Consider the following 21,797-nt stretch of genomic DNA (forward strand, 5'->3'; position numbering starts at 1 on the left):
GCCTGCCGCCTGCCGCCTGCCGCCTGCCGCCTGCCGCCTGCCGCCTGCCGCCTGCCGCCTGCCGCCTGCCGCCTGCCGCCTGCCGCCTGCCGCCTGCCGCCTGCCGCCTGCTGAATCAGGTCATGTAAGCGTGGCTTTATTGACAATAATTCTCATTACCTAGATATTGGCTAAGGCGGTGCTGCTTGGGCATCTGTTTCCACCCTTTGCTGGAGTGGTGTGCGTCATGTTTCATTTCGCTGATTGGCCGCACGGGCTGCGTCGTGCTTTCTTGCCAATCGTCACCGTGATCGTTTTATCAATAACGTCGTTTAGCTTCGTATCGCTGTGCGTTAATCGCGCCAGTATGCTGCACTGGCCACTGCACTGTGTATTGCTGGTGCTGCTGCCGTCGCTCGGCGGTGGTCTGGTTTCCGCGGTAGTGGAGGTCCGAACTGGCAGCCATGGATAACGCTACTGCGACTCGTTGTGCGATCGGCAAAAGTCGATAAAACGCTCGATCAAGGTACTTCGGTATTTCGCCTTGTGCACCACGATACGGAAATTACGTTCGATGACTAACGGATTTCCATCTTCCTGCATGATAGGCAGTGCTACCACCCGACCATCGGCCAATGCGTGGCGAGCTTCTCGCTCCGAAACGCAGGTTAGCCCCAGCCCTGCCGCCGTAGCGTTAATGATCGCCTCCGCAGAGTTTAGCTCCAGCGCTGCCGACCAATGACGCAAGTGCGGTGCCAGCGCTCGAATAAACTGCTCGCGCGTACCCGACCCCTCCTCGCGCAGTACCCACTGCTGGTCCTCCAGCGCGGCCAGCGGCAATGCTCGCTGTTTATTCGTGACCGCCAGCAATGCTGCCAATGGATGATCGAGCCCGGCTACTACGATTAAGCGATCACTGCACCAATCGACACTTTCCAATTCCGTCGATTCCGCCTCGCTTTCGATCAGGCCAATATCCAGCTCAAAGCGTTTCAGCGCCTCGCACACATCGCGGCTGTTGGCTAATAACACGCTCTGCTCGTTATGCCCTGTCGCTCGACGGAAATCTCGCAGCATCCACGGCAGCAACTGATTACCAATGGTGTGGCTAGCGCCAATTCGCAGCTCACCGCGCAGGCTATCGCCCTCGCTGGTAAATAATCCTTCGATTTCATGATGACGCGCCAGCAACTCGTCCGCCATCGGCAGTAAGCGACGGCCAAAATCATTGATATAAAGGCGGTTCTTATAGCGGTCGAACAGCGCATGCCCCAACTGCCGCTCGAGCTCCGACAGCGCCATACTGACCGCAGGCGTAGTCAGATGTAAGCGCTCCGCCGCCGCGGTGATTCCACCTTCGCTGGCAATGGCAACAAAAATGCTGAGCTGACGTGGGGCAATCTTCATGACCAGACTCGTTGTTCAGAAGCCTTCATTCTAACGGGGAGTACCGCCGCTTGCAGCGTGGAAAAAGAATGAGCGGTGGTGATGCTTCAGCATCTAGTGCGCAATAGGGCAGCGTGAGATTGTCGTCTATTGTTCTACCTCATTGCTTCTGGGAAACTGCTCCCTTTAACAACTACAACGAATGAAAGGATGTAACTCATGCTCTTGCGTATTTTTGCCGCCTTACTGCTGATGCTGTTCAGCGTGTCAGCCATGGCGGGTTCGAAACCCCACGTCGTTATTTTGGCTACCGGTGGCACCATTGCCGGTGAAGCGCCGGATAACACCCAGACGACCGGCTACAAGGCTGGCGCGCTGGGGGTTGAAGCGTTGATTAATGCGGTGCCTGAAGCCAAGAAGTATGCGGATATCAGCGGCGAACAAGTGGCTAATATCGGCAGTGAGAATATGACCAGCGATGTGACGCTGCGCCTGTCGAGACGCGTTAATCAGCTGCTGGCGCGTGACGATGTGAATGGGGTGGTGATTACCCACGGCACCGATACGCTGGACGAAACACCCTATCTTCTGAATCTTACCGTCAAAAGTGACAAACCGGTGGTGTTTACAGCGGCCATGCGTCCTTCCACCGCCATCAGTGCTGACGGCCCCATGAACCTGTTGGAAGCAGTGCAGATAGCGGCTTCGCCTTCTTCGCGCGACCGCGGTGTGCTGATGGTCATGAATGACCGCATTGGCTCCGCGCGCTTCACGAGAAAAACCAACACTACCGCACTAGATACTTTCAAGGCCCCTGAACAGGGCTATTTGGGGCAAATAGCGGGGGGCCGTATTTATTGGGAAAATCGCATTGAGAAGAAGCACACCAAGAATTCGGTGTTCGACGACCGCAATCTCAAGGTGCTGCCTCAGGTGGTAATCATCCAAGGGTATCAGGATGACCCTGCTTATATGTTCGATGCGGCGATTGAGCACCATGCGCAGGGCATTATCTACGTGGGCACCGGCAATGGCTCTGCGTCAACGCGTATTGAAGCAGCCATGAGAAAGGCTGAAAAAGCGGGAATTATCGTCGTAAGAAGCTCACGCACCGGCAGCGGCATAGTAACGATGAGCGATAGCCTGCCCGGTTTGGCAGCTGATTCCCTCAGCCCTGACAAGGCGCGCATCCTGCTGGCGCTTGCGCTGACGAAAACGCATCGTCCTGACACGATCCAAAAATACTTCCACCAGTATTGATACCTGCCTGAAATGTGCTGCGGCAGGCTGTTGGCTGCCGCGAAGCTGGCCGCGATGGCGCCATGCGCAGGTTTCTGGCCTCCTTATAACGCTACGTTGCCATTGGGACCATCGACCAATGGTGCGCCGCGCTGATGTCAGATAGCCTAAGGCGCGTTCGCCACGTGGTAGAAGGCGGATGACGCATCTCGTTCCCAGGCGCGATATCAGCGTGTCATGTTGCGCTGCCTGGTGTGGCGATCGTAATGACCGCGCTTAGGATAGCGCGACCTGTAGTAAGCCAAGGAAAGGTAATGAAGAAAGGTATTTTGAGCGCCTGCGCGCTAGTGGCGATGGCGTTCTCGCTGTCGGGATGCACCGGTTCAGTGAAAGCGTCGCAGCCGGGCTGCACATATCAGTATGTGTTTGTACCCGCGCTGTCGGTGTCGCGCTGGATGAACCAATGCGGGCCTGTGCAGCATAGCTCTGCGCATCACCCAGCGTTCAGTAAGGTGCGCCCCTAGTCCTCACGGATAGCCCCGCTGATGCAGCGGGGCGGTTCGATCTGCCTGCCTCGATGTTCCCAGATTCGGTTAATCAGTGTTCCGCTCGCTGATGATTGTGCGGCCCTCGCAACGCCCAACCAATGCCTCGGTTTTCGCTGCTACGCTTTGGCCTCGCCCTCCCGGTTAACCCACGCTATTAGACGGCTCTGCGCGTGGTGCCTAAGCTTAATGGCAATACGTCACGCGCAAGGAGTCTTCATATGTCAGCAGTTTTTAGCGGGAAAACAGTCGCCATTACCGGCGCTACCAGTGGTATTGGATTCGAAACGGCGCGTCAGTTGCTGGAGCAGGGCGCAACGGTCGTGGTGTTGGGGCGACCTTCATCGCGGCTGGACGCGGCGGTAGATAAGCTGGGCGAGCGCGCGTTCAAGCGGGCGGTGGACTTCGCGGATCATCACGATATTGGGCAGGCCATCGATGCCGTGGTTGCCGAGCACGGTGCGCTCGATATTCTGATTGCCAACGCAGGTGCCTATGTCGATGGTGAAGTGATCGATAACGATCCTGAGCGCTGGGACGAGGTGCTTAATATCAACGTCAATGGCACCTTTAAAACGGTACAGGCCGCGCTCAAGGTAATGCGTACGCAGGGCTATGGTGACGTTATTTTGACCAGCTCGATTGCGGGAATCGAAAACATTGCCGAGGCGCCCATTTACGCGGCCTCGAAGTACGCGGTGCAGGGGTTCGCCCATACCACTCGGCGACAGGTCGCGAAGCTTGATATTCGCATCGGTGCGATCTTGCCGGGGCCGGTAGAAACGCCGCTGTTGGAAGGCTGGGAGAAATCGCGGCTGGAAGCGATTCGGCAGTCGGGTGCGCTCGATCCCACTGATGTCAGCGAATCGATTTTGTTTATGCTGAGCCGTCCGCGTCACGTCATGATTCGGGATTTGGTGATTATTCCTGCCAAGACCGAACGCTTCTAGGCAGCATCACGCGCGTTACGAAATGACATTCAGCTCACGAAAAACGGCTGAACCCACCACCATGGGTTCAGCCGTTTCGTTGGAGTGACACCCAGCGCTTAGGCGCTGAGGGTGGCGCTGCTATCAACGCCACCCAGGCACTTAGTGCGCTGTTGGATAGTCGATATAGCCTTCTTCGGTTTGGCTATACCAGGTCTTGATATTGTCGTCGGCGAGCGGTAGCCCTTCCTTGAAGCGAGTCACCAGATCAGGGTTCGAGATGAAGCGACGGCCAAAGGCGATGAAATCAGCTTCGCCGTTCTGTACGGCCCGCTGTGCTTCTTCGAGGGTATAGTCCTGATTGAGCCCCAGCGGTTTGTGGAACACCTGACGAATCTTGGGCGACAGTTTGGGCTGATCGGTTTTGCCGAAGGTGCCTTCGGGGCCGGGTTCGCGCATTTCGAGGAAGGCAATATCCAGTTCCTGAAGCGCCTTCACTGCAGGAATAAACACGGCTTCAGGATCGCTATCGACGCAGCCAACCGTGTCACCAGTGGGTGTCAGGCGCACGCCGGTGCGCTCTTTGCCGACCGCCGAGATAACCCGCTCGGTAACTTCGCGCAGTAGACGAATACGGTTTTCCGCTGAGCCGCCGTACTCATCGGTACGCTTGTTGGTGCTGTCCTTAAGGAATTCATCCAGCAGGTAGCCGTTGGCAGCGTGAATCTGCACGCCGTCGAAGCCAGCCTTCAGCGCGTTGCGGGCAGCATTTTCGTAGTCGTCGAGCAGGCGTGGAATTTCCGCTACTTCCAGCTCGCGCGGCACTTCGTGATCGGCCTTGCCTTCATAGATATGAATCTGGCCCGGTGCGGCAATAGCGGAGGGCGCGACGGGCTGCTGGCCGCTTACGCTGGAGTGTACCTGACGGCCCATGTGCCACAGCTGGCAAACGATTTTGCCGCCCGCATCGTGGACTGCCTGGGTAATTGGCTTCCACGCCTCCACCTGCTCATCGCTCCAGATACCTGGTGCCCATGGCCAGCCGAGACCTTCACGCGAAATACCGGTCGCTTCCGAGATAATCAGCCCTGCATCGGCACGCTGCTTGTAGTACTCCACCATGATGGGAGTGGGCACATGGTCACGAGTGGCGCGTGCACGGGTGAGCGGCGCCATGACGATGCGATTGGCTGCATGAATGGGGCCGATGTCGATAGGGTCGAACAGGTCTGTCATGTCAGTCTCCTGCCTTGAGTGAGTCGTGTTAAAGCTGAAGCGGTAGAGCGTTTCGTGCCGCTTCTCAGTGAATGTATTCGACTCTAGCACTCTTTTATGACTGAATAATCACCTAAAATATAAAACCACTTTTTATACGTGATAAATAATGGATCAGCTGAATCTGCTCAGACTGTATGTCGAGATCGCTGAGCGCGGCAGTTTGTCGGCAGTGGCGCGGGCTAACGCCATCTCGCCTGCCACGGTGACCCAGGCGCTTAAAACACTGGAAGCGCGCGTGGGTGCCACGCTGATCATGCGTACTACGCGCAGGCTGTCGTTCACTCAGGAAGGCGAGCTGTTTCTGGCCGAATGCCGACGCATTCTGACCGATGTGACCGATGTGCTGGACGGTGTTTCCGACAAGGGCAGGATACAGGGCGAGCTGCGCGTGACGGCGACCAATGATTTTGGCCGCACACGGCTAACGCCGCTGATTGATCTGTTTATGAGAGAGCACCCCGGTGTGCGGGTAGCGCTGCAGTTGAGCGACTCGAATGTGGATCTGGTGGCCGAGCGGCAGGATGTGGCACTGCGTATGGGGCCGCTGCAGGATTCCGCGCTGACGGCACGGCTATTGATGCCGGGCAAGCGCTGTGTGTGTGCATCGCCGGCGTTTTGGCAACGTCACGGCAAACCAGCGCATCCGCGCGAATTGGTCAATTACAACTGCATCGTGCTGGCCCGCCCCGGATCACCCATGAGTCACTGGCGCTTCAGAATAGAGGGGCGCGATACGACGGTGCGTGTCTCGGGGGACCGCTCGGTCAACGACGGCAGCGCGCTGGAAACCTGGGCCATGGCGGGTGCGGGAGTGGTGCTGCTTTCCAGCATCGATATCAGGGAAGAACTGGCTAACCGGCGTTTGGAAACGGCGCTGGATGAGTTTTCCCATGAGGATACCAATCTGTATGCGGTGCATCCGGGTGGGCGGCAGCCTTCTCGGCGTGTTTCAGCGTTTATCCAGTTTTTGGTCGATCATCTCAATCCGCTGGAGGGATAGTTCGATCGTCTGCTAACTTCTTTCTTCGTGGGCTTTTAATGAGCGAACTAGCGGCTATCTTTTTGCTTCCTGTAATTTAACTTAATTCCCCGCACGGTTTCTGTACAGCGTTATTTTGAAATAATATAACAATTCCTTTCGACCTCTCGAAGGGAGCTTCCATGCCGCTGTCCACTGCGCTTGTGCGCCTGCTTTCTACCCTTGCCGTTGTAATGCTGACGCTGTTTTCCGCTGCCGCCTCGGTAGCAGCTTCTGCCGCCGATACCGTGGTCATCATTGATGGCGATACGTTGGGACGCTACAACCCCATTCTGGGCCATGGGCGCAACGGTGATTCGCATATTTATCAAGGGCTTTATCGCGTTGAAACCGGGGTCTTTACCACCCAGCCCAAGCTGGTGCCGGTCCTGGCATCTGGCCCAGCGGTGGCGAGCAAGCGCAATACCGTATGGCGGGTACCGCTGCGCAGCGGTGTGACCTTCTCCAATGGAGCATCCTTTGGTGCGGCGGATGTCGTGGCAACGTACCGAGCGCTGCTGGACCCGCGTTCGGCATCGTCAGAAATAGCCGCGTGGGACAACCTCGAAAAGGTGACCGCCGACGGCGCCAATGTGGTGTTTCATCTGAAAGAGCCGATGGCCGACTTCGATCGCCGGCTGATTAACGTGATCGCACCGGCATCGGCCTTTGATTTTGCTCATCTTGGACGCGCCGAACAGGCATCGCTTAATCATCATCCGATCGGTACTGGCCCCTACGCATTAACGTCGCTGCGCCCCGATCAGGCGATTTTCGAAGCGCGTGACGACTATTGGGGGGCTGCGCCTGCGGTGCGCCGTATTGTGGTGCGCTACACCGCCGACGACAACGCTCGCGCTCAGCAAATAAGGGCGGGGGAAGGCGATGGCACGCTGCTGGCCGGCGAGTTAGCGGCCACCTTTAAAGCGCCCGAGTACGAAGTGTTATCGGTGAAGTCCGCTGACTGGCGCGGGATTACGCTGCCGGCGGCGCATCCTGTGGCCGGCGACGACGCAGTGCGATTGGCGGTGAACTATGCGGTTGATCGTAAAGGCATGGTGAAGGACGTACTAAAAGGCAATGGCGTTGCCAACTCGACCTTCTTGGCAGGCTTCTATGGCAACGCGTACGACCCTGCTGAGGAGTTTGCTTTCGATCTGGAGCGAGCGCGCCAGATTCTCGATAAAGCGGGTTGGAAAGTGGGCCAGGATGGGATTCGGGTGCGCGACGGCCAGCGTGCCTCTTTCAAGGTGATCTACTTCCCCAATCGTGATCGTGCGCGCCGTGATCTTACGCTTGCTACCGCCAGCGCGCTGAAGAAGGTGGGTATAGAAGTCATACCTGAAGCTCGCGACTCAGGCTCGATCAATGCTGAGGATTATCGGACTACGCCGATCATGCTGGGCGGTGGGGGCATTCCGTACTCCGTTGACGGTCAGATTTATCACATTCTGCATTCCAAATATGCCAACAGCAGCACCGGTGCTATCTGGGATAACGGTTCGGACTATCGCAATCCCTCGATTGATAAGCTGCTGGATCAGGCCCGCGCGGAGCCCAGCGCCGCCAAACGCGCTGCGCTTTACCGTCAGGTGCAGAAGGCCTACCACGCCAAGCCCGCGATGCTGCAACTCGCCTATATCAATCACGTCTACGTGAAGCGCAACCAAGGCTACCGTCACGATGACGCGCTGCTCGAACCGCATACGCACGGTGTTAACTTCGGGCCCTGGTATGCCATTGAGGATTGGACCCGCGACAAGTGAATGCCTTGATGCTGAGCTGGCAGCGCCGTCGTGCCGATATTGTGCGGCTAGTGTGCCGACGTCTGCTGTTTGCGCTGCCGCTGTTACTGCTGACTACCCTCGCCGTGTTTGCGCTGGCGGCACTTAGCCCTTTCGATCCGCTGGAAGCCTACATGGGCGGGCGCGTGGCTGAATTGAGCCAAGCCCAGCGTGCGCAGCTAAGCGCTTTCCTGCAGCTGGATGTTGGCTGGTTTCGAGCGTGGTGCTCCTGGATATGGGGGCTGCTGCGCGGCGATCTGGGCACTTCTCGCTACTATCATCAGCCGGTTGCCGCGGTGCTTGCCGAGCGCTTGCCGTGGACGATGCTGCTCAGCGCAGTAGGCCTGCTACTGGCCACGGTGGTGTCGCTGCTGGTGGGCCTGCTGGCAGGGCTGAAGCCTTATGGGTGGCGCGATAAAACCATCAGCGCCATTGCCGCCACGCTGCAGGCAACCCCTCCCTTTGCGGTAGCGCTCGCGGCGGTCGCCATTTTCGCGTTGTGGCTCAACTGGTTGCCGAGCGGCGGAGTGAGCGCTCCCGGCGCTGATATCGAACCGCACTCGCTGGCCATTCATTTGTTGCTGCCGGCTCTGGTGCTGGCCGTCACGCAACTGCCGTGGCTGCTGCTCAGTATGCGCGAGGCGGTGGTTGATGCGATGGCCTCTGATGCGCTGCAAGGGGCAAGGGCTCGTGGTATTCCCTATCGCACGCAGGTTTGGCGCCATATCGTGCCGGTGGCGCTACCGCCGTTTGTCGCCTTATCCGGGGCGCGCCTGCCTGAACTGGTGGCGGGCTCGGTGGTGGTCGAGTCACTATTTGCCTGGCCCGGTGTTGGTCAGGCGTTGGTACAGAGCGCGCTGTCGCTCGATTTCGCGCTACTCACGTTATTGACACTGATCGTTACGCTGGTGGTGGTGCTGGGTAATTTGCTCGCGGATATCGCCTTCGTGTTGCTGGATCCGAGGGTCGATGCAGATGGCTAGCCGTACACGAGGGAGCGGCGGGATGGGTGTGGGTGCTTGGCTGGCATTGCTAGCGGTGGCGCTGATGGCGGCCTATGCGCTATGCGCCCCGTGGCTTGCCTCGGGTGACCCGCTCGATAGTGACTTCTCGCGCGGAGGATTGGCGCCTTCCTGGACGGCGTGGTTCGGTACCGATGCCGCAGGGCATGATCTGTTTGTGCGGGTGGCACTAGCGCTGCGGGTATCGCTATTGATCGCACTGGTCACTGCGTTGTCCTCCGCTGTGGTCGGGACGCTTGCCGGTATTGCAGCAGGCATGCTGGGAGGCTGGACGGACCGTATTGTGATGCGCTGCGCCGACACCCTATGCGCATTGCCGCATTTGCTGGTGGGGGTGCTGATCGTGGCGCTTTTCCGTGGCTCGGTATTGGCAATTATCTGCTCACTGGTGTTAACGCACTGGATTTCCATCGCGCGGGTGGTGCGCGCTCAAACGATAGGCTTACGCCATGCTGACTATGTCGAAGCAGCGTGGCTGGCGGGAATGAGCCGAATGCATATTCTTGTTTATCATTTCGTGCCGGCATCGCTGGGGCAGGCGCTAGTGGGCGTAACGCTGCTGGTGCCGCACACCATCTGGCACGAATCTACGCTGTCATTTTTAGGGCTTGGGTTACCTGCGCATATGGCTTCGCTGGGCACACTGATGTCCGATGCACAGGGAGCCTTGCTATTAGGGCAGTGGTGGACACTGGTGTTTCCCTGTCTGTTGCTGGTTCTGGTGACCTTGGCAGTAGCGGTGCTGGGAGCAGCGGCGAAGCGGCGCTTTACCGGAGCGATGGCGTGATGGCGATAACGATGGGGACTCCGCGGCTGGAGGTGGCGAAGTTGAGCGTGCGGGTGCCGGTGTTAGCGAATAACTGGGTGCAGGCGTTAAGCGATGTGTCGTTAACGCTTGGGGCGGGCCAGATGCATGCCGTTATCGGCGAATCAGGCTGTGGTAAATCTACCCTCGGGCGCGCCATTACCGGGCTGCTGCCGCGCGCTGCAAAAATGTCGGGCACCATTCGGTATGCCGGACAGTCGATAGCGGGGCGCCAGAAGCAGCTGGCCGGGCGCTCTATTGCGCTGGTGGCACAGTCGGCGGCCACTTACCTGACGCCGGTGCGAACGGTGGGCTGCCAACTCGACGAGACGCTGCGCGCGTTGCAAGGCAATCTTAGTGCCTGCGAACTGATGGCTCGGGTTGATCTCGACCCCTCGGTGCTGGGCTGCTATCCGCATCAGTTGTCAGGCGGTATGGCGCAGCGCGCCGCCGTTGCCTTCGCGCTGGCCGGCAATCCGGCGGTGATAGTCGCCGACGAGCCAACTGCTTCGCTCGACCCCGAGCGCACCCGCGGTTTGCTGCAGCTGCTACGTCAATGCGCCGATGCTGGCACGGCGGTGCTGCTGATTACGCATGATATCGCCGCGCTCAGCGATGCCGGAGTGGCTGATGAGGTGAGCGTATTGCATGCCGGAACGAGGATTGAGCACGGCGCTGCGGGTGCGCTGCTGGGCGGTCATGCGCAGCATCCTTATACTCGTGCGCTGCTAGCGGCGCTGCCACGCAATGGACTGCACTCCATGGATGCCCAACTGCTGAATGCGTCCGGCGTGGCGCAAGGTAGCGAGCAGGCGGTGTCACCATGAAAGCGCTGAAGGCCGAGCGCGTGAGCGTAGATTACCGACAGCAAGGCCGTCCGCCGCTAACCGTGCTGAGCGATATCAGCCTCACCATCGCGGCAGGGCAGATAGTCGGGCTGGCGGGGCCTTCTGGGCGCGGCAAGACCACACTGGCTCGAGCCATGGCGGGGCTGGTGCCCATCTCAGGCGGCCAGGTTCGCTGTGATGGCGTGAATGTTGGTAACGTTCGGCGTCGCTCAGGGCGTCGCGTGCGCGGCAAGATCGGCATGGTTTTCCAGTCGCCGCGGCGCTCGTGCAATCCGCTGCTTTCCCTGCGCCATACGCTGTGCGGTACCGCGCAGCGCAATATCGATCTCGAGCGGCTATTGGCATCGGTGGCGCTAGCGCCAGAGCTACTGGAGCGCTTCCCTGCGCAAGTGTCGGATGGTCAGCTGCAGCGTTTGGCGTTGGCGCGCACCTTGGCGGCGGCACCGCGCTATTTGATTCTCGATGAAGCCACGGCGATGCTCGACCCGGTGACTACCGCCATTATTGTCGGGGCGATCAGGCAATTTGCCGCCGACGGGGGCGGGGTACTGATGATCAGCCACGACGAAGAGCTGTTGTCGGCGGTGGCGGGGTCTACGGTAGTGCTTTAGTACGTCGTAGCATCATCGCAAAAATTCTTTTCGCTGCAGTGGAACTATTCTGTGCGCTGTCCGTCAGAGTAGGTAAGTTCCCTTGCAGTAATCCCTGTTCACCCCGGCTTCTACGCCGGGGTTTTTTTGTCTGAATAACGTAGCGGGATTGCGCTAAACGCGTCTAGATCAAGCCTTCACTACCATCTACTGGTACACTCTGCTCATCGACTTTCGAAACTCAACAGGTTCGTACGTGAAAGAGTCTTTCAACAACGATTCAAACGCACCCTCCTACAGCACCTTGCGTGCCGCGGTGGGGCTGTTTTTTGTAGCGGTGCTGGTTATTTTCGCCCTGCTGATGCTGCTTGGCGTGATTATCGAATCCACCGAACACAATGGCGCTGGCTATGCGGTCGCGCTGTTTAGCCTTGTTATTGCGGTGCTGGCGGCATTGGGGCTTAGCCGCTGCTATCGCGATGTGGCGGCGCTGCTTGGCAAATCGCATTGGCTCTCGGCTGCCAAGCGCTCAGGTGCGACCACCCGCAGCAAAGGTCGCCGCCGTTCCCGTTCAGGGAAGGCGCAGCAGACCCGTCGCGAGCCGCGCTCACCTGCGCAGGCGAAGGCCGCGCGTCAGGAGCCAGAGGTGCAGGCACCGCCGCGCGAGCGCTTCGTAACGTCCAAAGGCGAAGAGCCATTTATCGGCGGGTTAGCGGGCGCAGCCGGTGAAAATAACGGTTCAGCGTCGGGCGCCAATGCTCAGCGCGCTGCCCAATCGGCGAACTCGGCACCGATCGAGCCGCTGCTGGGCACAGATGCCGCTGAGTTCGACCGCGACGGTGCTGCGCTTGAGCGTGATGCTGCTGCGTCCGACCGTGACGATGCCTTCGATCATGATCACACTGCGGCCCGTTACGAAGCGCCAACGGCATCGATTAGCGCGATACCGCGTGATGAGCCGGTGCCCGCCACGGATGCGGAGTCAGATGTGCAGCACCATACCGCTGCGCAGGTGCACGCTGATGAAGCTCTGCGTGAAGAGGAAAACGAAGACTGGGTACAGCGGATAGACGAGCAGGACGCCTCGGCGCTCCGGCACGCTGAAAAGCCAAATGATTCTGTTGCCGATCAGGGACCATCTACGCCTACTGCTGCGCGCGAGAAGCCGCGCGTGCGCGTGGTCGCAGGTGGTAAGGTAGATACCTGACAGATTAGGGGCGACACCCTGTACGTTAGCGGAGGCAAGTCATGAAGCGCGTGATGTTAGGCTATCTCGATGCTTGGCTGAGGATCATCGATATTTCGTTGATCATTACCTTCGTGACGCAATTCTACCCGCTCACGCAGGCGATGCTCGGCTTCATCTACAAGCCTTCCGACAGCATCTTCATTTTGATTGTGGGACTGCTGTGGGGCGTGCTGGCATCGGCGTTGTTAAGCTGCTTCGTCGCGTTCGCGACTGCCATCGCACTGGTAGTGCTCTGTGTGCCGCTTAACTTCATGATGTTTATCTGTCGATGGAACAGCTCGCGCCACTATATCGCCGTCGGCATTATTGGCGGGGCGATCATCTCGCTGCTGGCGTGGTTCCTGTCGACATACACCAGCCTGGTGGTGCCGCTTTACCTCAGCATCATCTTCATGCCGTTCACTTCCTACACCTACTGGAAAACGGCCCGTCCTGATCTCAACGATGAGCAGTATGAAGCGTTGCAAGAGGCCAAGCGGCGTAGCGGGAAAAAACAAGGCAAGGACGACGGCGATGCCGATGCGCAATCCGAACAGGACGCCCATCAGCAGGTCGCCCAGCCGCGCTAGGCGAGCACTGATCAGTCGGAGTGGGTGTCGCTATGCTGCTTAGTAGGGCGCTTCGGAAGCTGGGGGTGGCCAACGCTGTTATGCCAAGTAGGTTCTGCTTTCCACACGCGGTAACGCACTTCGACATCGGCAGGCGCATACACCACCACCGGTAGGCGGCTGTTGTAGGCCACGCTGAAGCTGGCGTTGTGTGCTGCCACGAAACGTTGCCGTGTGGCTCCTTCCGGGCACGCCATCAGGGTAGAGGCGCCTCTCTCAATCGCGGATACGCGGTAGTATGAATACCCCCAGCCTTCGACGTCGTGCTGCTTGCTGGTGCCCCTGAGCATCTGCTGGTTGCAGTCAACCTTCAGCTGTTTTCCCGGCATTACTTCCACCGTCATATCACCTTCGTTGGCCTGCTTCGGCAGCTCGATAACGTGCACATGTTCGCCCTTGGCTGGCGCGGGATACATGCTGGTGTCAGCGGCGTAACTCATGGTTGCTCCCAACACTAATGGCAAGCTCAACAAGTAGCGTTTCATAATGAAGTTCCTCGACCCATTCAAGCAATGCTGACTACATTGCGACGGCGTATTGTCGCAATGTAATCAGCATTAAAAAAGCACTCGGCCAGCATCGTAAAAGGTGCTGGCCGGGTGCTTTGGGAAGTTAGATGACTAGGCAGTGATCAGTTGATCCTGTGAGAAGTCATCAGCGGTAATCCCTACCAACGACACGCTGTTATCTCCAAAGGTCAGATCAAGCCCTTCATCACTGAATTGGAGGTGCGACAGCGGATCGCCATCGTTGGAGCCCGTGGTGTTGAGGAACACCAGTTTGTCGTCGCCGGTAAAGCCGTAGAGCGTATCCTGCCCGAAGTTTTCGCTGAACAGGAAGGTGTTGCCGCCCGCCTGGCTGTAGAGGGTGTCATTGCCTTCGCCGCCGATAATGGTGGTGCCGCCGCTTTCGCTGGCAAAGATAATATCGTCGCCAGCGCCACCGAAGCCCCACTGGTCGCCGTTATCGATATACAGCAGGTTGTCGTCGCCTTCGCCGCTGACCGATTGCGACTGCGCGTAATCGACGTGCTTGCCGTGCCCGTCATCAAGGCCCTGTTCGGACACCTGATAGTCGCGATCACGGTGGAAGAGAAAACTGCGTTCGTTGGAGCGCAGCGTATCGATATCACGAGCGATGGTAATACCGCCGTAGGGGTTTTGCGTGTACAGCGTGCCGTCGTGATACGCCACGGATAGATCATCGAGACCTCGCTGCACGTCGAGCACGTTAGTGCCGTCGCCGCCAGCAATGATGTTATAACCATCCCCGATGCGGAAGGTGTCGTTGCCGCCTAGCCCCTCAAGATAATTATTGCCAGAGCCTCCCTGGATCAGATCGTCCTTGTCTGAACCGATGATAAAGCTCGAGCCGTGACGCTCCTGATGGCGCTGATTAAGATCTTCTACCCAGTAGCGATCTCGTGCGGGGTCCGAGAGATTGCTTACCACAATGGTGGAGTCGAGGTTGGTCTGCTCATAAAAGGCTGAGTTCACGATGCGCGGGATCATTGTGCTGTAGCCCGGCATATCGTGGGAAATCCAGGAAAACAGATTGAACAGGCTCTGCGGTGTAATACCGTCGGCGTAGAAGTCGTTGAACTGCACCAAACCGGAAGTGCCATGCTCGAAAGTGTCCGGATGGCTAAAGTGTCCGTTGGGAAACAAGCCGCTCAGGAGATTACTGGGATCGAGATCCAGGCCATATACCGGATCATTCTCAGAACCGATGTTGAGCACGCCGTCGCTTTCAACCGGCGACGCGAAACCTATGAAGTTAGCGTCCTTGTAAAAACCGCCCGCGAAATCGTCGCGGTGGGTGGCGAGGCCATTGACCGCCCCTCCGCCCAGGCTATGCCCTGTGATCAGTACATCGTCGCCTTCTAGACCATTTTTTTGAGCGAAGGAAGCGACGCTTTCCAGTAGATCACCGAACGCTGAGACCGAGTAATCCTGCCACTGATTAGTACGCCCCAAAATCGCCAGAAAGCTTGCGAAATCAAGATCGTGCAGCACATCAAGCGCGGTATCGATGATGGCAGTTTCGCGAGGGCCACTGGTGCCGCGGAAGGCAACGCCAATCTGTTGCAATTGGCCGTCTTCGTTGTATTTGCCTACCACATCAGCCTGCGCGGAAAGATAGCCGAACTTTTCACCGTGATAGGTGCCAAGCTTGTCGGTACGGCCCTCGTAGCCCAATTGTTCGGGAGTAATCACCTGCCAGCCCGCATTGTTGAGGTCCTGTTCTGCTTGGGCTTCGGAGTTGGGCGTCCATGGCAGATAGGGAATAATGCCTTCGGCGTCTGAATTGCCGACTACCGCTCGAATCAAGGTGGCCGGTAAGCCCAGCTTGAACCCATGATCGTAGTAACCCGACCACAGTCCTTGGCTAAAGTTGTGATAGCTGAACTGGGATAATGCCGCAGCATCTTCAACCAACTGAGCTGACTCTGCAGTGCTTTTACCAGTGATATCGAAAACGGCCATATCGCTCTCCTCTCGGGTGTCCAATGGTCAGTCCGCCAGTAGTGGCAAACTTACTGTCCAAGGGCATCAGATACGTGGTGATTATTTGTAGTTAATGGAATGTCAGAAGAGCACTGGCCCGCCTGACACTGACGTTTAGAGTAAGGCAGACACAACGATAATAAAGCTGGAATTGATCGAAATTCGACTAAATGGCTAATTGTTTAATAATTATCAATATTAAGCCCTAATGTGTTCAGTAGGGTTAATTTGTGCTCTGTTTGGCCGGGTGGCGAACGTTTAGTGGTGGTCAAACTGATCGAGAACGGTAAGAAAATTGGCGACCAATGGCGTGGCTGGCTCGTCACGAATCAGCACCGCCACGTCGGAAGTGTGATGGTCGCCCGCTAGCGGAATGTAACGTACTTGATCGAAATCGAGCGAATGCAGCGAGTCGGGCACTAGCGCGATGCCTAATCCCGCGTTTACCAGGCTGACCACGGTGGCGAGGTGGGGGGAGGACTGAATGATGCGGGGCGCGTTGCCGCCGCTGTCGATGCCGATCTGGCGCAGAGTTGCCGCCCAGCCGGCGCTTTCATGAGACATGGCGGCGACGAAGGTTTCATTGACCAGATCGCGCGGCGTCAGCTGTGACGCCTTCGCCAGCGAATGGCTGGCAGGTACCGCCACCATAATTGATTCGCGCACGCGTTTGAGCAAGCGTAGGCCATCCAGTGAGCCCGGTAGCGGCAGCCTGACGAATCCGACATCAAGGGTACGTTCGTGCAGATGCTGCATCTGATCGTCGGCATTCTGCTCTTGCAGGGATAGCTCAACATCGGGCCAATCGCGTCGAAAGCGCGAGATGACCCATGGCAGGCGTTTAGCGAAGGGCGCGGAGCCAACAAAGCCGATATTGAGCACGCCTGCCTTGCCTAGCGCCACTTGCCTGCCAACTTCCTCGGCATGATCGAGTTGTGCCACCGCACGGCGCGCCTCAATCAGAAAGCGCTCACCCGCCGCCGTTAATTCAACGTGGCGGCGGCTTCGGTGCAAAAGCTCCGTGCCTAGTGAAACTTCCAACGCCTTGATCTGGGCGGAAAGCGCGGGTTGCACTATGTTAAGACGAGCAGCAGCGCGACCGAAGTGAAGTTCTTCGGCAAGCACGACGAAATAGCGCAGTGTCCTTGATTCCAAAGGCATTTTTAGTGATAAATCAGAAAATATGATTAATAGAGCAGAATATATTATTTTATTTGTTCAGTGCTCTCAATCATTATAACCGGCCTTGATGCACCTCTAACGTCTATCGCACGTCGTGAAGTGCGTAATCGATAAATAAAGAAGGTGGGTGGTGTGAGCACCGAATCCAAACAAACCCCGCACGTGCAATCAGCTAGCAAACAGCAGGATGCCAACGATGCGGCACAGCAACAGGCCGCAACAGCGCGCAGCTACCGTTTCCAGGTCATTCGCTTTATTACCATCGTAGTGGTGTTTTTGCTGCTGTTGTGGGGGGGTAGTTACTTTATCGCCTATACCTCCGACGCTTACGTTGATGCCAATGTGGTTGAGGTAGCGCCCGAGGTTACCGGTAAGGTAGACCATGTCTATGTGAAGGATAATCAGCAGGTAAAGCGCGGCGATCTGCTATTTACGCTGGATGCTGACGAATACCGCTTGCAGGTCGAGAGTGCCAAGGGTGCGCTGGAAAGTGCGCGGGCGCAGGTAGAGGTCGACAAGGCCTCAATCGAAAGCGCGCGCAGCCACCAGCGTAGTGATCAGGCCGAGCTCACTCTGTCCAACCACAATTTGGCGCGTGCGCAGGATTTGTGGCAGCGCGGGGCCTTTGCCACGCAGCAGCTCGATCAGCAGCGGGCCGCTCAGCAGCAGGCCGCGGCGGCGGCATCCTCGAGTGCGGCCGATCTTCATGAGGCCGAAGGAACCCTCAAGCTGCATCAGGCGCAGCTCACCTCAGCGCAGGCAAGCCTGGGGCGAGCCCAGTGGCGGTTAAGCCGTACACGGCTGTATGCATCGCAGGATGGCGTGGTTACCCACATGACGCTGGAAGAGGGCGATACTGCGGAAGCGCATGATGGCGTAATGGCGGTGGTATCGCAGGACAATTGGCGCGTGATGGCGAACTACAAGGAATACTTCGTGCGCCACTTCTCACCTGGTCAGGTGGTGTGGGTATGGGTAGATGCCGATCCTTGGCACCTCTACAAGGCCCGCGTTCAAGGCGTGTCGCAGGCGATTTCACGCCAGCGCCATCCAGATAAACTCGTGCCTTATGTCGATCCCAGTGTCGACTGGATCAGGCTGTCGCGGCGTATTCCGGTTCGCTTAACCTTCGATAAACTGCCACCGCAAACCGTTGCGGGCTCCGATGCACGCGTAGTGGCGTTTTACTGATGAAAACCATTCTTAGGGTGCTGCACGGTATTCCTGCCGCCCTCCATCAAGAGTGGCGATCGCTCAACTTCAGGGAGGATCGCTTCCGCTTCGCGCTTTGGCGCTGTGCATCGGTAGTGGTAGCTATCGGCGTGGCGACACTCCTCCAGCTAGACGATTTGGTGTGGGCCGGTTTCAGCGGCTTTATGGTGATGCGCTCGGATATCGGCGTGTCATTCAAGCGCGGCGCCAATCGTATTCTGGGTACCGTGATGGGTGCCTTGGTAGGGCTGCTGGCCTCGCTGATCTCAGCCGATTATCCGATCGTGATGATGGCAGTGCTGTTTGTGATCGCGTGGGTGTCGTTCATGCACTGCTTCTTCAGTCGTTATTCCTATGCGTGGCTGTTCTTCTTTCTAACGGCCAGCATGGTGATGGCGTATGGGCTGACCAACCCAGACGATATCATCAACTTTGCTGAAACGCGGGTGGCCGAAATTGTCATTGGCACCGGCGCGTGTCTGCTGATTGCCGCGATCCGAGCGGGCGCGCAACCCGCCAACATCAAGCGGCAGTCCACTAGCGGCTTCCACTTCAAGGCGAGGCTGGTATTCAACGAAGCGTGGCTAAAACAGCATTGGGTATTAGTAGGCTACGGGACGCGCGTCGCGATTGTGGTGGCGCTGCAGCCGCTGATTGCCAGTTTTGCCAATCTGGATAACGACTCCAACCTGACCCAGCAATTAACGACCACCTTTGTGGTAATGATGACCACCTCCGACAACGTGTACAAAAGTGCTCATAGGGTGGTGCATACGCGCATGGCGCATCGGTTGGTGGGATGCGTGCTGGGCAGCGTTTTTGGCATGTTGATGCTGAGTCTTTTCGAGCAAAACGCATTAGTGACGCCGATAGTGCTGACGGTCGGCATTCTGATTGGCTCTCAAATTGAACACGGCGAAGCGAAAATCAACTACGTGGGAACCCAGTTCGCACTTGGTTTCATGACCACCTATATACAGCTCAGTGCACCGGCCACCAGTGTTTCGCTGGGGCTCGACCGCCTGGTGGGGATTATCTTCGGTGTGGTAAGCGTTTATTGCGTGCTGGCATGCTGGCCGGTGGAGTGGTCGCTGGCCAAGTACCGCTCACGTAACGGTACCCATTCTCAGGAGTAGCACAGAGGCGACGCGCCAATAGCGGCGCAGGGCTTGGCGCGTATTGCGCTGCTCAGATGGTGTACAAGTGACCGTACCCGTAAACAAGAAGAAGGCGAGCATTGCTCGCCTTCTCTATTTTGCGCTTGCAGGATTTTGTGCCTGCAGGCCGGTGCCCTCTGGCTTCCGGCCAGGCTGCGTGCCGATACGGTGCGCGTCGGCATATCTCGAGCATCCGTCACTGGTGCGGGTGAGCCATGCAGCGGCAGGTGCAGTGGAACAGTCTTCCCGAAAGCACCTTACCGATGCGATACAAGCGTGAGGATGGCTAACCGTTACGCTTGAATTGGTACAGCCCTGCGCCAACGCACAGCAGAATGGGAATCAGCACGGCCCACAGCGGCGGGAAGCCGAATAGCAGCGATGCGGGTGCCAGCAGATCCTGCAGATACTTCACGCACAGCGCGACGATAATGCCGATGAAAATACGGGTCCCCGCGCTTTTGGATCGCAGCGGCCCGAATACGGAAGAGGCAGCCACCAGCATCAGGCTGATAAACGACAGCGGTTGCAGTATTTTCTGCCAGAAATAGAGCCATGCCGAGTTACTGCTAACGCCCTGTGCGTCCTGGTAGTGCGCCAATTGCCACAGCCCGCTGATCGAATGGGTATCCATGTCGAGGATGAGCTGGCTGATAAATTCCGGGTCGAAGCGTGTTTTCCAATCGGCAGAGTCCTGGTGCTCCGCCTTGGTGTGATCGTCGTAGAAGCGTGTGGTTTTGATATCTTCGATATGCCAGCTTTTCTTATCGGCGTCCCATTCTCCACGCGCCCCGTAGCTAATCGAGCGCAGTTTGCTGCCGTCGAATTCCAAGCGTTCGATGCCGACCAGCGAATCATCGAGTCTAATACCGCCGAAGTTAAAGAAGGTTTCGCCGTCAATTTCCCAGGCGCCACCACTAATCGATGCCACGTCGCTCTTCTGCTGCTTCTCCGACTTATAGGACTGCGCCAACTGCTCCGAGTTGGGCACCAGCCACTGTCCCATTGCCATTACGATAATGCTGATGACCAGCATTGGCTTGAGGGCCGCGAGCGTTAGTCGGGTGATCGAGGCCCCGGCCGCGCGCATCGCAGTGAGCTCGTTGCTGGCTGCCATGTTGCCCAGGCCGATCAGGCCGCCCAACAGCACTGCCAGCGGGGCGAATTCGTACAGTCGCCACGGCAGTCGCAAACATTGATAGATGAAGGATTCGAAGACACCGTAGTTGCCTTCCATGCCATCCAGCTTGTCGATAAAAACGATCGCCAAATTGAGCGCCACCAGCGCCACTTCGGTGACAAGCATGGCGGCAAATACGTTGCGTGCGATGTAGCGGTCAAAACGACTGAACATTAGCGGGCTCCCTGCCGGCCAAAGGTGCGGCGGAACAGCCACCAGCCAAGCAGCAGATAAACAAGATGAATGGGCCACATCCCCAGCCACGGGGATAAGCGGCCGGCCTGGATCATGTTGTTGGCAGTAATCAGCGAGAGGATATAGATAATGTGCAGTATCAGCGCGGGCAGCAGTGTGGCGAAGCGCCCCTGGCGCGGATTGACCTTCGACAGCGAAATGCCCAGCAGCGCCAGAATGGGAAGCATCAGAATGATGCTGACACGAAATTGGAGTTCGCCGGAACTCTGGTGATTATCCATCGCGATAAGCTGGGCAGTGGGTACCATGGATAAATCATCGTCGTCGATGCTGGCAGGGTTCGCCTTAAGTAGCGACGAATAGGTCGAGAACTGCATTTTATCGGCGCTGGCGTCGCCCGGCGTCACTTCGTAACGATAGCCGTTGGCGAGCTGAAGGTAGCGCGCGTTAGTGGTCGGAGACGTGTACTGATAGCCGGTTTCCGCGCGCGAAATAACGCGGCGGCCATTGTGCTCTTCACTGATAAACACATTGTGTAGCGTGCTGTTGCGATCGCCCAGGCTGGCCGCATAGACCGTCCGACCTTGGCCAATTTCCTGAAAGCGGCCGGGTGTTAACACGCTGAAATCGAGCCGCGAGGCCTGTTCGTTGAGCATGCGGGTATTGCCGGACATGCCTGCCGGTGTCAGCCATAGCGAGCACAGTCCCACAATCAATGCGGTAAGCATGCAGGGCCACAGAGCAATCTTGAACAGTCGTTTGGGGCTGTAGCCGCAGGCTTGCAGCACGGTCATTTCGCTATTGAGGTAAAGCTGCCCAAACGCCATCAGGAAGCCGAGGAAAAACGCCATCGGCAAGATCAGCTGCATAAAGCTCGGCAACTGATAGATCATCATGTTGCCTACCAGTGTGATCGGGAAGTCGCCGTCAGCGGCATCGGAGAAGAAGCGGATAAACTGACTGCCAACGACGACCAGTACCAGCACGGCCGTTACCGCCAGCATGGTGATCAGAATCTCGCGGATCAAATAACGAAAGATGATCAAATCGGCGTCCTGTGCTTTCTCGTCAAGCGTGTGAGTAC

At 57.7% G+C, this 21,797-nt stretch carries 20 protein-coding genes; 13 read left to right on the forward strand and 7 right to left on the reverse strand.

The features are described from left to right. Window positions 1-453: 453 nt before the first annotated feature. Window positions 454-1,386: a LysR substrate-binding domain-containing protein gene (locus R84865_RS12050; protein ID WP_435639787.1), complete on the reverse strand. Its 933-nt coding sequence runs from the start codon at window positions 1,384-1,386 to the stop codon at window positions 454-456. Window positions 1,387-1,584: 198 nt separating this feature from the next. On the opposite strand from R84865_RS12050, the gene R84865_RS12055 reads away from it, so the two are divergent. The 3 genes from R84865_RS12055 (at window position 1,585) to R84865_RS12065 (ending at window position 4,099) form a co-directional block, all read left to right on the forward strand. Further along, on the forward strand, window positions 1,585-2,625 hold the full coding sequence (locus tag R84865_RS12055) for a type II asparaginase (RefSeq protein WP_435639788.1): 1,041 nt from the start codon (window positions 1,585-1,587) through the stop codon (window positions 2,623-2,625). A 293-nt stretch (window positions 2,626-2,918) separates the two neighbouring features. After that, complete coding sequence (locus R84865_RS12060; RefSeq protein ID WP_435633383.1) at window positions 2,919-3,128, forward strand: DUF4223 family protein; 210 nt, start codon at window positions 2,919-2,921, stop codon at window positions 3,126-3,128. A 242-nt stretch (window positions 3,129-3,370) separates the two neighbouring features. Continuing rightward, window positions 3,371-4,099 carry an SDR family oxidoreductase gene (locus tag R84865_RS12065; RefSeq protein WP_435633382.1) on the forward strand — a complete coding sequence of 243 codons (729 nt, stop codon included), beginning with the start codon at window positions 3,371-3,373 and terminating at the stop codon, window positions 4,097-4,099. A 141-nt stretch (window positions 4,100-4,240) separates the two neighbouring features. Here the strand turns inward: R84865_RS12065 and R84865_RS12070 are convergent, their stop codons facing one another. Continuing rightward, entirely contained in the window at window positions 4,241-5,314 is a 1,074-nt protein-coding gene (locus R84865_RS12070; RefSeq protein WP_435633381.1) for an alkene reductase, read from the reverse strand. Between the two features lie 148 nt (window positions 5,315-5,462). Here R84865_RS12070 and R84865_RS12075 point away from each other — a divergent pair, with 148 nt between their 5' ends. From R84865_RS12075 to R84865_RS12110, 8 genes are all read left to right on the forward strand, one after another. Next, entirely contained in the window at window positions 5,463-6,356 is an 894-nt protein-coding gene (locus R84865_RS12075) for a LysR family transcriptional regulator (RefSeq protein ID WP_435633380.1), read from the forward strand. A gap of 161 nt (window positions 6,357-6,517) precedes the next feature. Beyond that, window positions 6,518-8,140, forward strand: coding sequence for an ABC transporter substrate-binding protein (locus tag R84865_RS12080; RefSeq protein ID WP_435639789.1), 1,623 nt, complete (start codon window positions 6,518-6,520; stop codon window positions 8,138-8,140). Further along, complete coding sequence (locus R84865_RS12085) at window positions 8,137-9,141, forward strand: ABC transporter permease (RefSeq protein ID WP_435639790.1); 1,005 nt, start codon at window positions 8,137-8,139, stop codon at window positions 9,139-9,141. Before R84865_RS12080 ends, R84865_RS12085 begins: the two co-directional genes overlap by 4 nt. Before the next feature lie 22 nt (window positions 9,142-9,163). Next, a complete protein-coding gene (locus R84865_RS12090) occupies window positions 9,164-9,967 on the forward strand; it encodes an ABC transporter permease (protein ID WP_435639791.1) in 804 nt (267 codons plus the stop codon). Window positions 9,968-9,978: 11 nt separating this feature from the next. Next, on the forward strand, window positions 9,979-10,812 hold the full coding sequence (locus tag R84865_RS12095; protein ID WP_435639792.1) for an ATP-binding cassette domain-containing protein: 834 nt from the start codon (window positions 9,979-9,981) through the stop codon (window positions 10,810-10,812). Beyond that, on the forward strand, window positions 10,809-11,444 hold the full coding sequence (locus R84865_RS12100) for an ATP-binding cassette domain-containing protein (RefSeq protein ID WP_435639793.1): 636 nt from the start codon (window positions 10,809-10,811) through the stop codon (window positions 11,442-11,444). Before R84865_RS12095 ends, R84865_RS12100 begins: the two co-directional genes overlap by 4 nt. A gap of 235 nt (window positions 11,445-11,679) precedes the next feature. After that, window positions 11,680-12,630, forward strand: a complete 951-nt coding sequence (locus R84865_RS12105) for a hypothetical protein (protein WP_435639794.1) — start codon at window positions 11,680-11,682, stop codon at window positions 12,628-12,630. Window positions 12,631-12,671: 41 nt separating this feature from the next. Beyond that, window positions 12,672-13,241: a hypothetical protein gene (locus R84865_RS12110; RefSeq protein WP_435633375.1), complete on the forward strand. Its 570-nt coding sequence runs from the start codon at window positions 12,672-12,674 to the stop codon at window positions 13,239-13,241. 11 nt (window positions 13,242-13,252) lie between these two features. Here the strand turns inward: R84865_RS12110 and eco are convergent, their stop codons facing one another. The 3 genes from eco to R84865_RS12125 all read right to left on the reverse strand — a co-directional run bounded on the left by eco (window position 13,253) and on the right by R84865_RS12125 (window position 16,948). Further along, window positions 13,253-13,720, reverse strand: a complete 468-nt coding sequence (gene eco / locus R84865_RS12115) for a serine protease inhibitor ecotin (protein WP_435639795.1) — start codon at window positions 13,718-13,720, stop codon at window positions 13,253-13,255. Window positions 13,721-13,900: 180 nt separating this feature from the next. Continuing rightward, window positions 13,901-15,766, reverse strand: coding sequence for a polyurethane esterase (locus R84865_RS12120; RefSeq protein ID WP_435639796.1), 1,866 nt, complete (start codon window positions 15,764-15,766; stop codon window positions 13,901-13,903). A gap of 279 nt (window positions 15,767-16,045) precedes the next feature. Next, complete coding sequence (locus R84865_RS12125) at window positions 16,046-16,948, reverse strand: LysR substrate-binding domain-containing protein (protein WP_435638067.1); 903 nt, start codon at window positions 16,946-16,948, stop codon at window positions 16,046-16,048. 153 nt (window positions 16,949-17,101) lie between these two features. Between R84865_RS12125 and R84865_RS12130 the strand changes: the two genes are divergently transcribed. Together R84865_RS12130 and R84865_RS12135 are read left to right on the forward strand one after the other, a co-directional pair. Continuing rightward, window positions 17,102-18,160 carry an HlyD family secretion protein gene (locus R84865_RS12130; protein WP_435633371.1) on the forward strand — a complete coding sequence of 353 codons (1,059 nt, stop codon included), beginning with the start codon at window positions 17,102-17,104 and terminating at the stop codon, window positions 18,158-18,160. Then, on the forward strand, window positions 18,160-19,317 hold the full coding sequence (locus R84865_RS12135; RefSeq protein ID WP_435639797.1) for an FUSC family protein: 1,158 nt from the start codon (window positions 18,160-18,162) through the stop codon (window positions 19,315-19,317). The genes R84865_RS12130 and R84865_RS12135 overlap by 1 nt, the downstream gene beginning before the upstream one ends. A gap of 307 nt (window positions 19,318-19,624) precedes the next feature. Here the strand turns inward: R84865_RS12135 and lptG are convergent, their stop codons facing one another. Together lptG and lptF are read right to left on the reverse strand one after the other, a co-directional pair. Further along, window positions 19,625-20,692: an LPS export ABC transporter permease LptG gene (lptG, locus tag R84865_RS12140; protein WP_435633369.1), complete on the reverse strand. Its 1,068-nt coding sequence runs from the start codon at window positions 20,690-20,692 to the stop codon at window positions 19,625-19,627. Continuing rightward, a complete protein-coding gene (lptF, locus tag R84865_RS12145) occupies window positions 20,692-21,759 on the reverse strand; it encodes an LPS export ABC transporter permease LptF (protein WP_435633368.1) in 1,068 nt (355 codons plus the stop codon). The genes lptG and lptF overlap by 1 nt, the downstream gene beginning before the upstream one ends. Window positions 21,760-21,797 lie beyond the last annotated feature (38 nt).

This window comes from Carnimonas bestiolae (assembly GCF_051251145.1).
GTDB classification, from domain to species: domain Bacteria; phylum Pseudomonadota; class Gammaproteobacteria; order Pseudomonadales; family Halomonadaceae; genus Carnimonas; species Carnimonas bestiolae.

Bases quoted from the DNA above. Each gene is read 5' to 3' on its own strand.
- R84865_RS12050 (WP_435639787.1), bottom strand. From the start codon at position 1,386: ATGAAGATTGCCCCACGTCAGCTCAGCATTTTTGTTGCCATTGCCAGC.
- R84865_RS12055 (WP_435639788.1), top strand. From the start codon at position 1,585: ATGCTCTTGCGTATTTTTGCCGCCTTACTGCTGATGCTGTTCAGCGTG.
- R84865_RS12060 (WP_435633383.1), top strand. From the start codon at position 2,919: ATGAAGAAAGGTATTTTGAGCGCCTGCGCGCTAGTGGCGATGGCGTTC.
- R84865_RS12065 (WP_435633382.1), top strand. From the start codon at position 3,371: ATGTCAGCAGTTTTTAGCGGGAAAACAGTCGCCATTACCGGCGCTACC.
- R84865_RS12070 (WP_435633381.1), bottom strand. From the start codon at position 5,314: ATGACAGACCTGTTCGACCCTATCGACATCGGCCCCATTCATGCAGCC.
- R84865_RS12075 (WP_435633380.1), top strand. From the start codon at position 5,463: ATGGATCAGCTGAATCTGCTCAGACTGTATGTCGAGATCGCTGAGCGC.
- R84865_RS12080 (WP_435639789.1), top strand. From the start codon at position 6,518: ATGCCGCTGTCCACTGCGCTTGTGCGCCTGCTTTCTACCCTTGCCGTT.
- R84865_RS12090 (WP_435639791.1), top strand. From the start codon at position 9,164: ATGGGTGTGGGTGCTTGGCTGGCATTGCTAGCGGTGGCGCTGATGGCG.
- R84865_RS12095 (WP_435639792.1), top strand. From the start codon at position 9,979: ATGGGGACTCCGCGGCTGGAGGTGGCGAAGTTGAGCGTGCGGGTGCCG.
- R84865_RS12100 (WP_435639793.1), top strand. From the start codon at position 10,809: ATGAAAGCGCTGAAGGCCGAGCGCGTGAGCGTAGATTACCGACAGCAA.
- R84865_RS12110 (WP_435633375.1), top strand. From the start codon at position 12,672: ATGAAGCGCGTGATGTTAGGCTATCTCGATGCTTGGCTGAGGATCATC.
- eco (WP_435639795.1), bottom strand. From the start codon at position 13,720: ATGAGTTACGCCGCTGACACCAGCATGTATCCCGCGCCAGCCAAGGGC.
- R84865_RS12120 (WP_435639796.1), bottom strand. From the start codon at position 15,766: ATGGCCGTTTTCGATATCACTGGTAAAAGCACTGCAGAGTCAGCTCAG.
- R84865_RS12125 (WP_435638067.1), bottom strand. From the start codon at position 16,948: ATGCCTTTGGAATCAAGGACACTGCGCTATTTCGTCGTGCTTGCCGAA.
- R84865_RS12135 (WP_435639797.1), top strand. From the start codon at position 18,160: ATGAAAACCATTCTTAGGGTGCTGCACGGTATTCCTGCCGCCCTCCAT.
- lptG (WP_435633369.1), bottom strand. From the start codon at position 20,692: ATGTTCAGTCGTTTTGACCGCTACATCGCACGCAACGTATTTGCCGCC.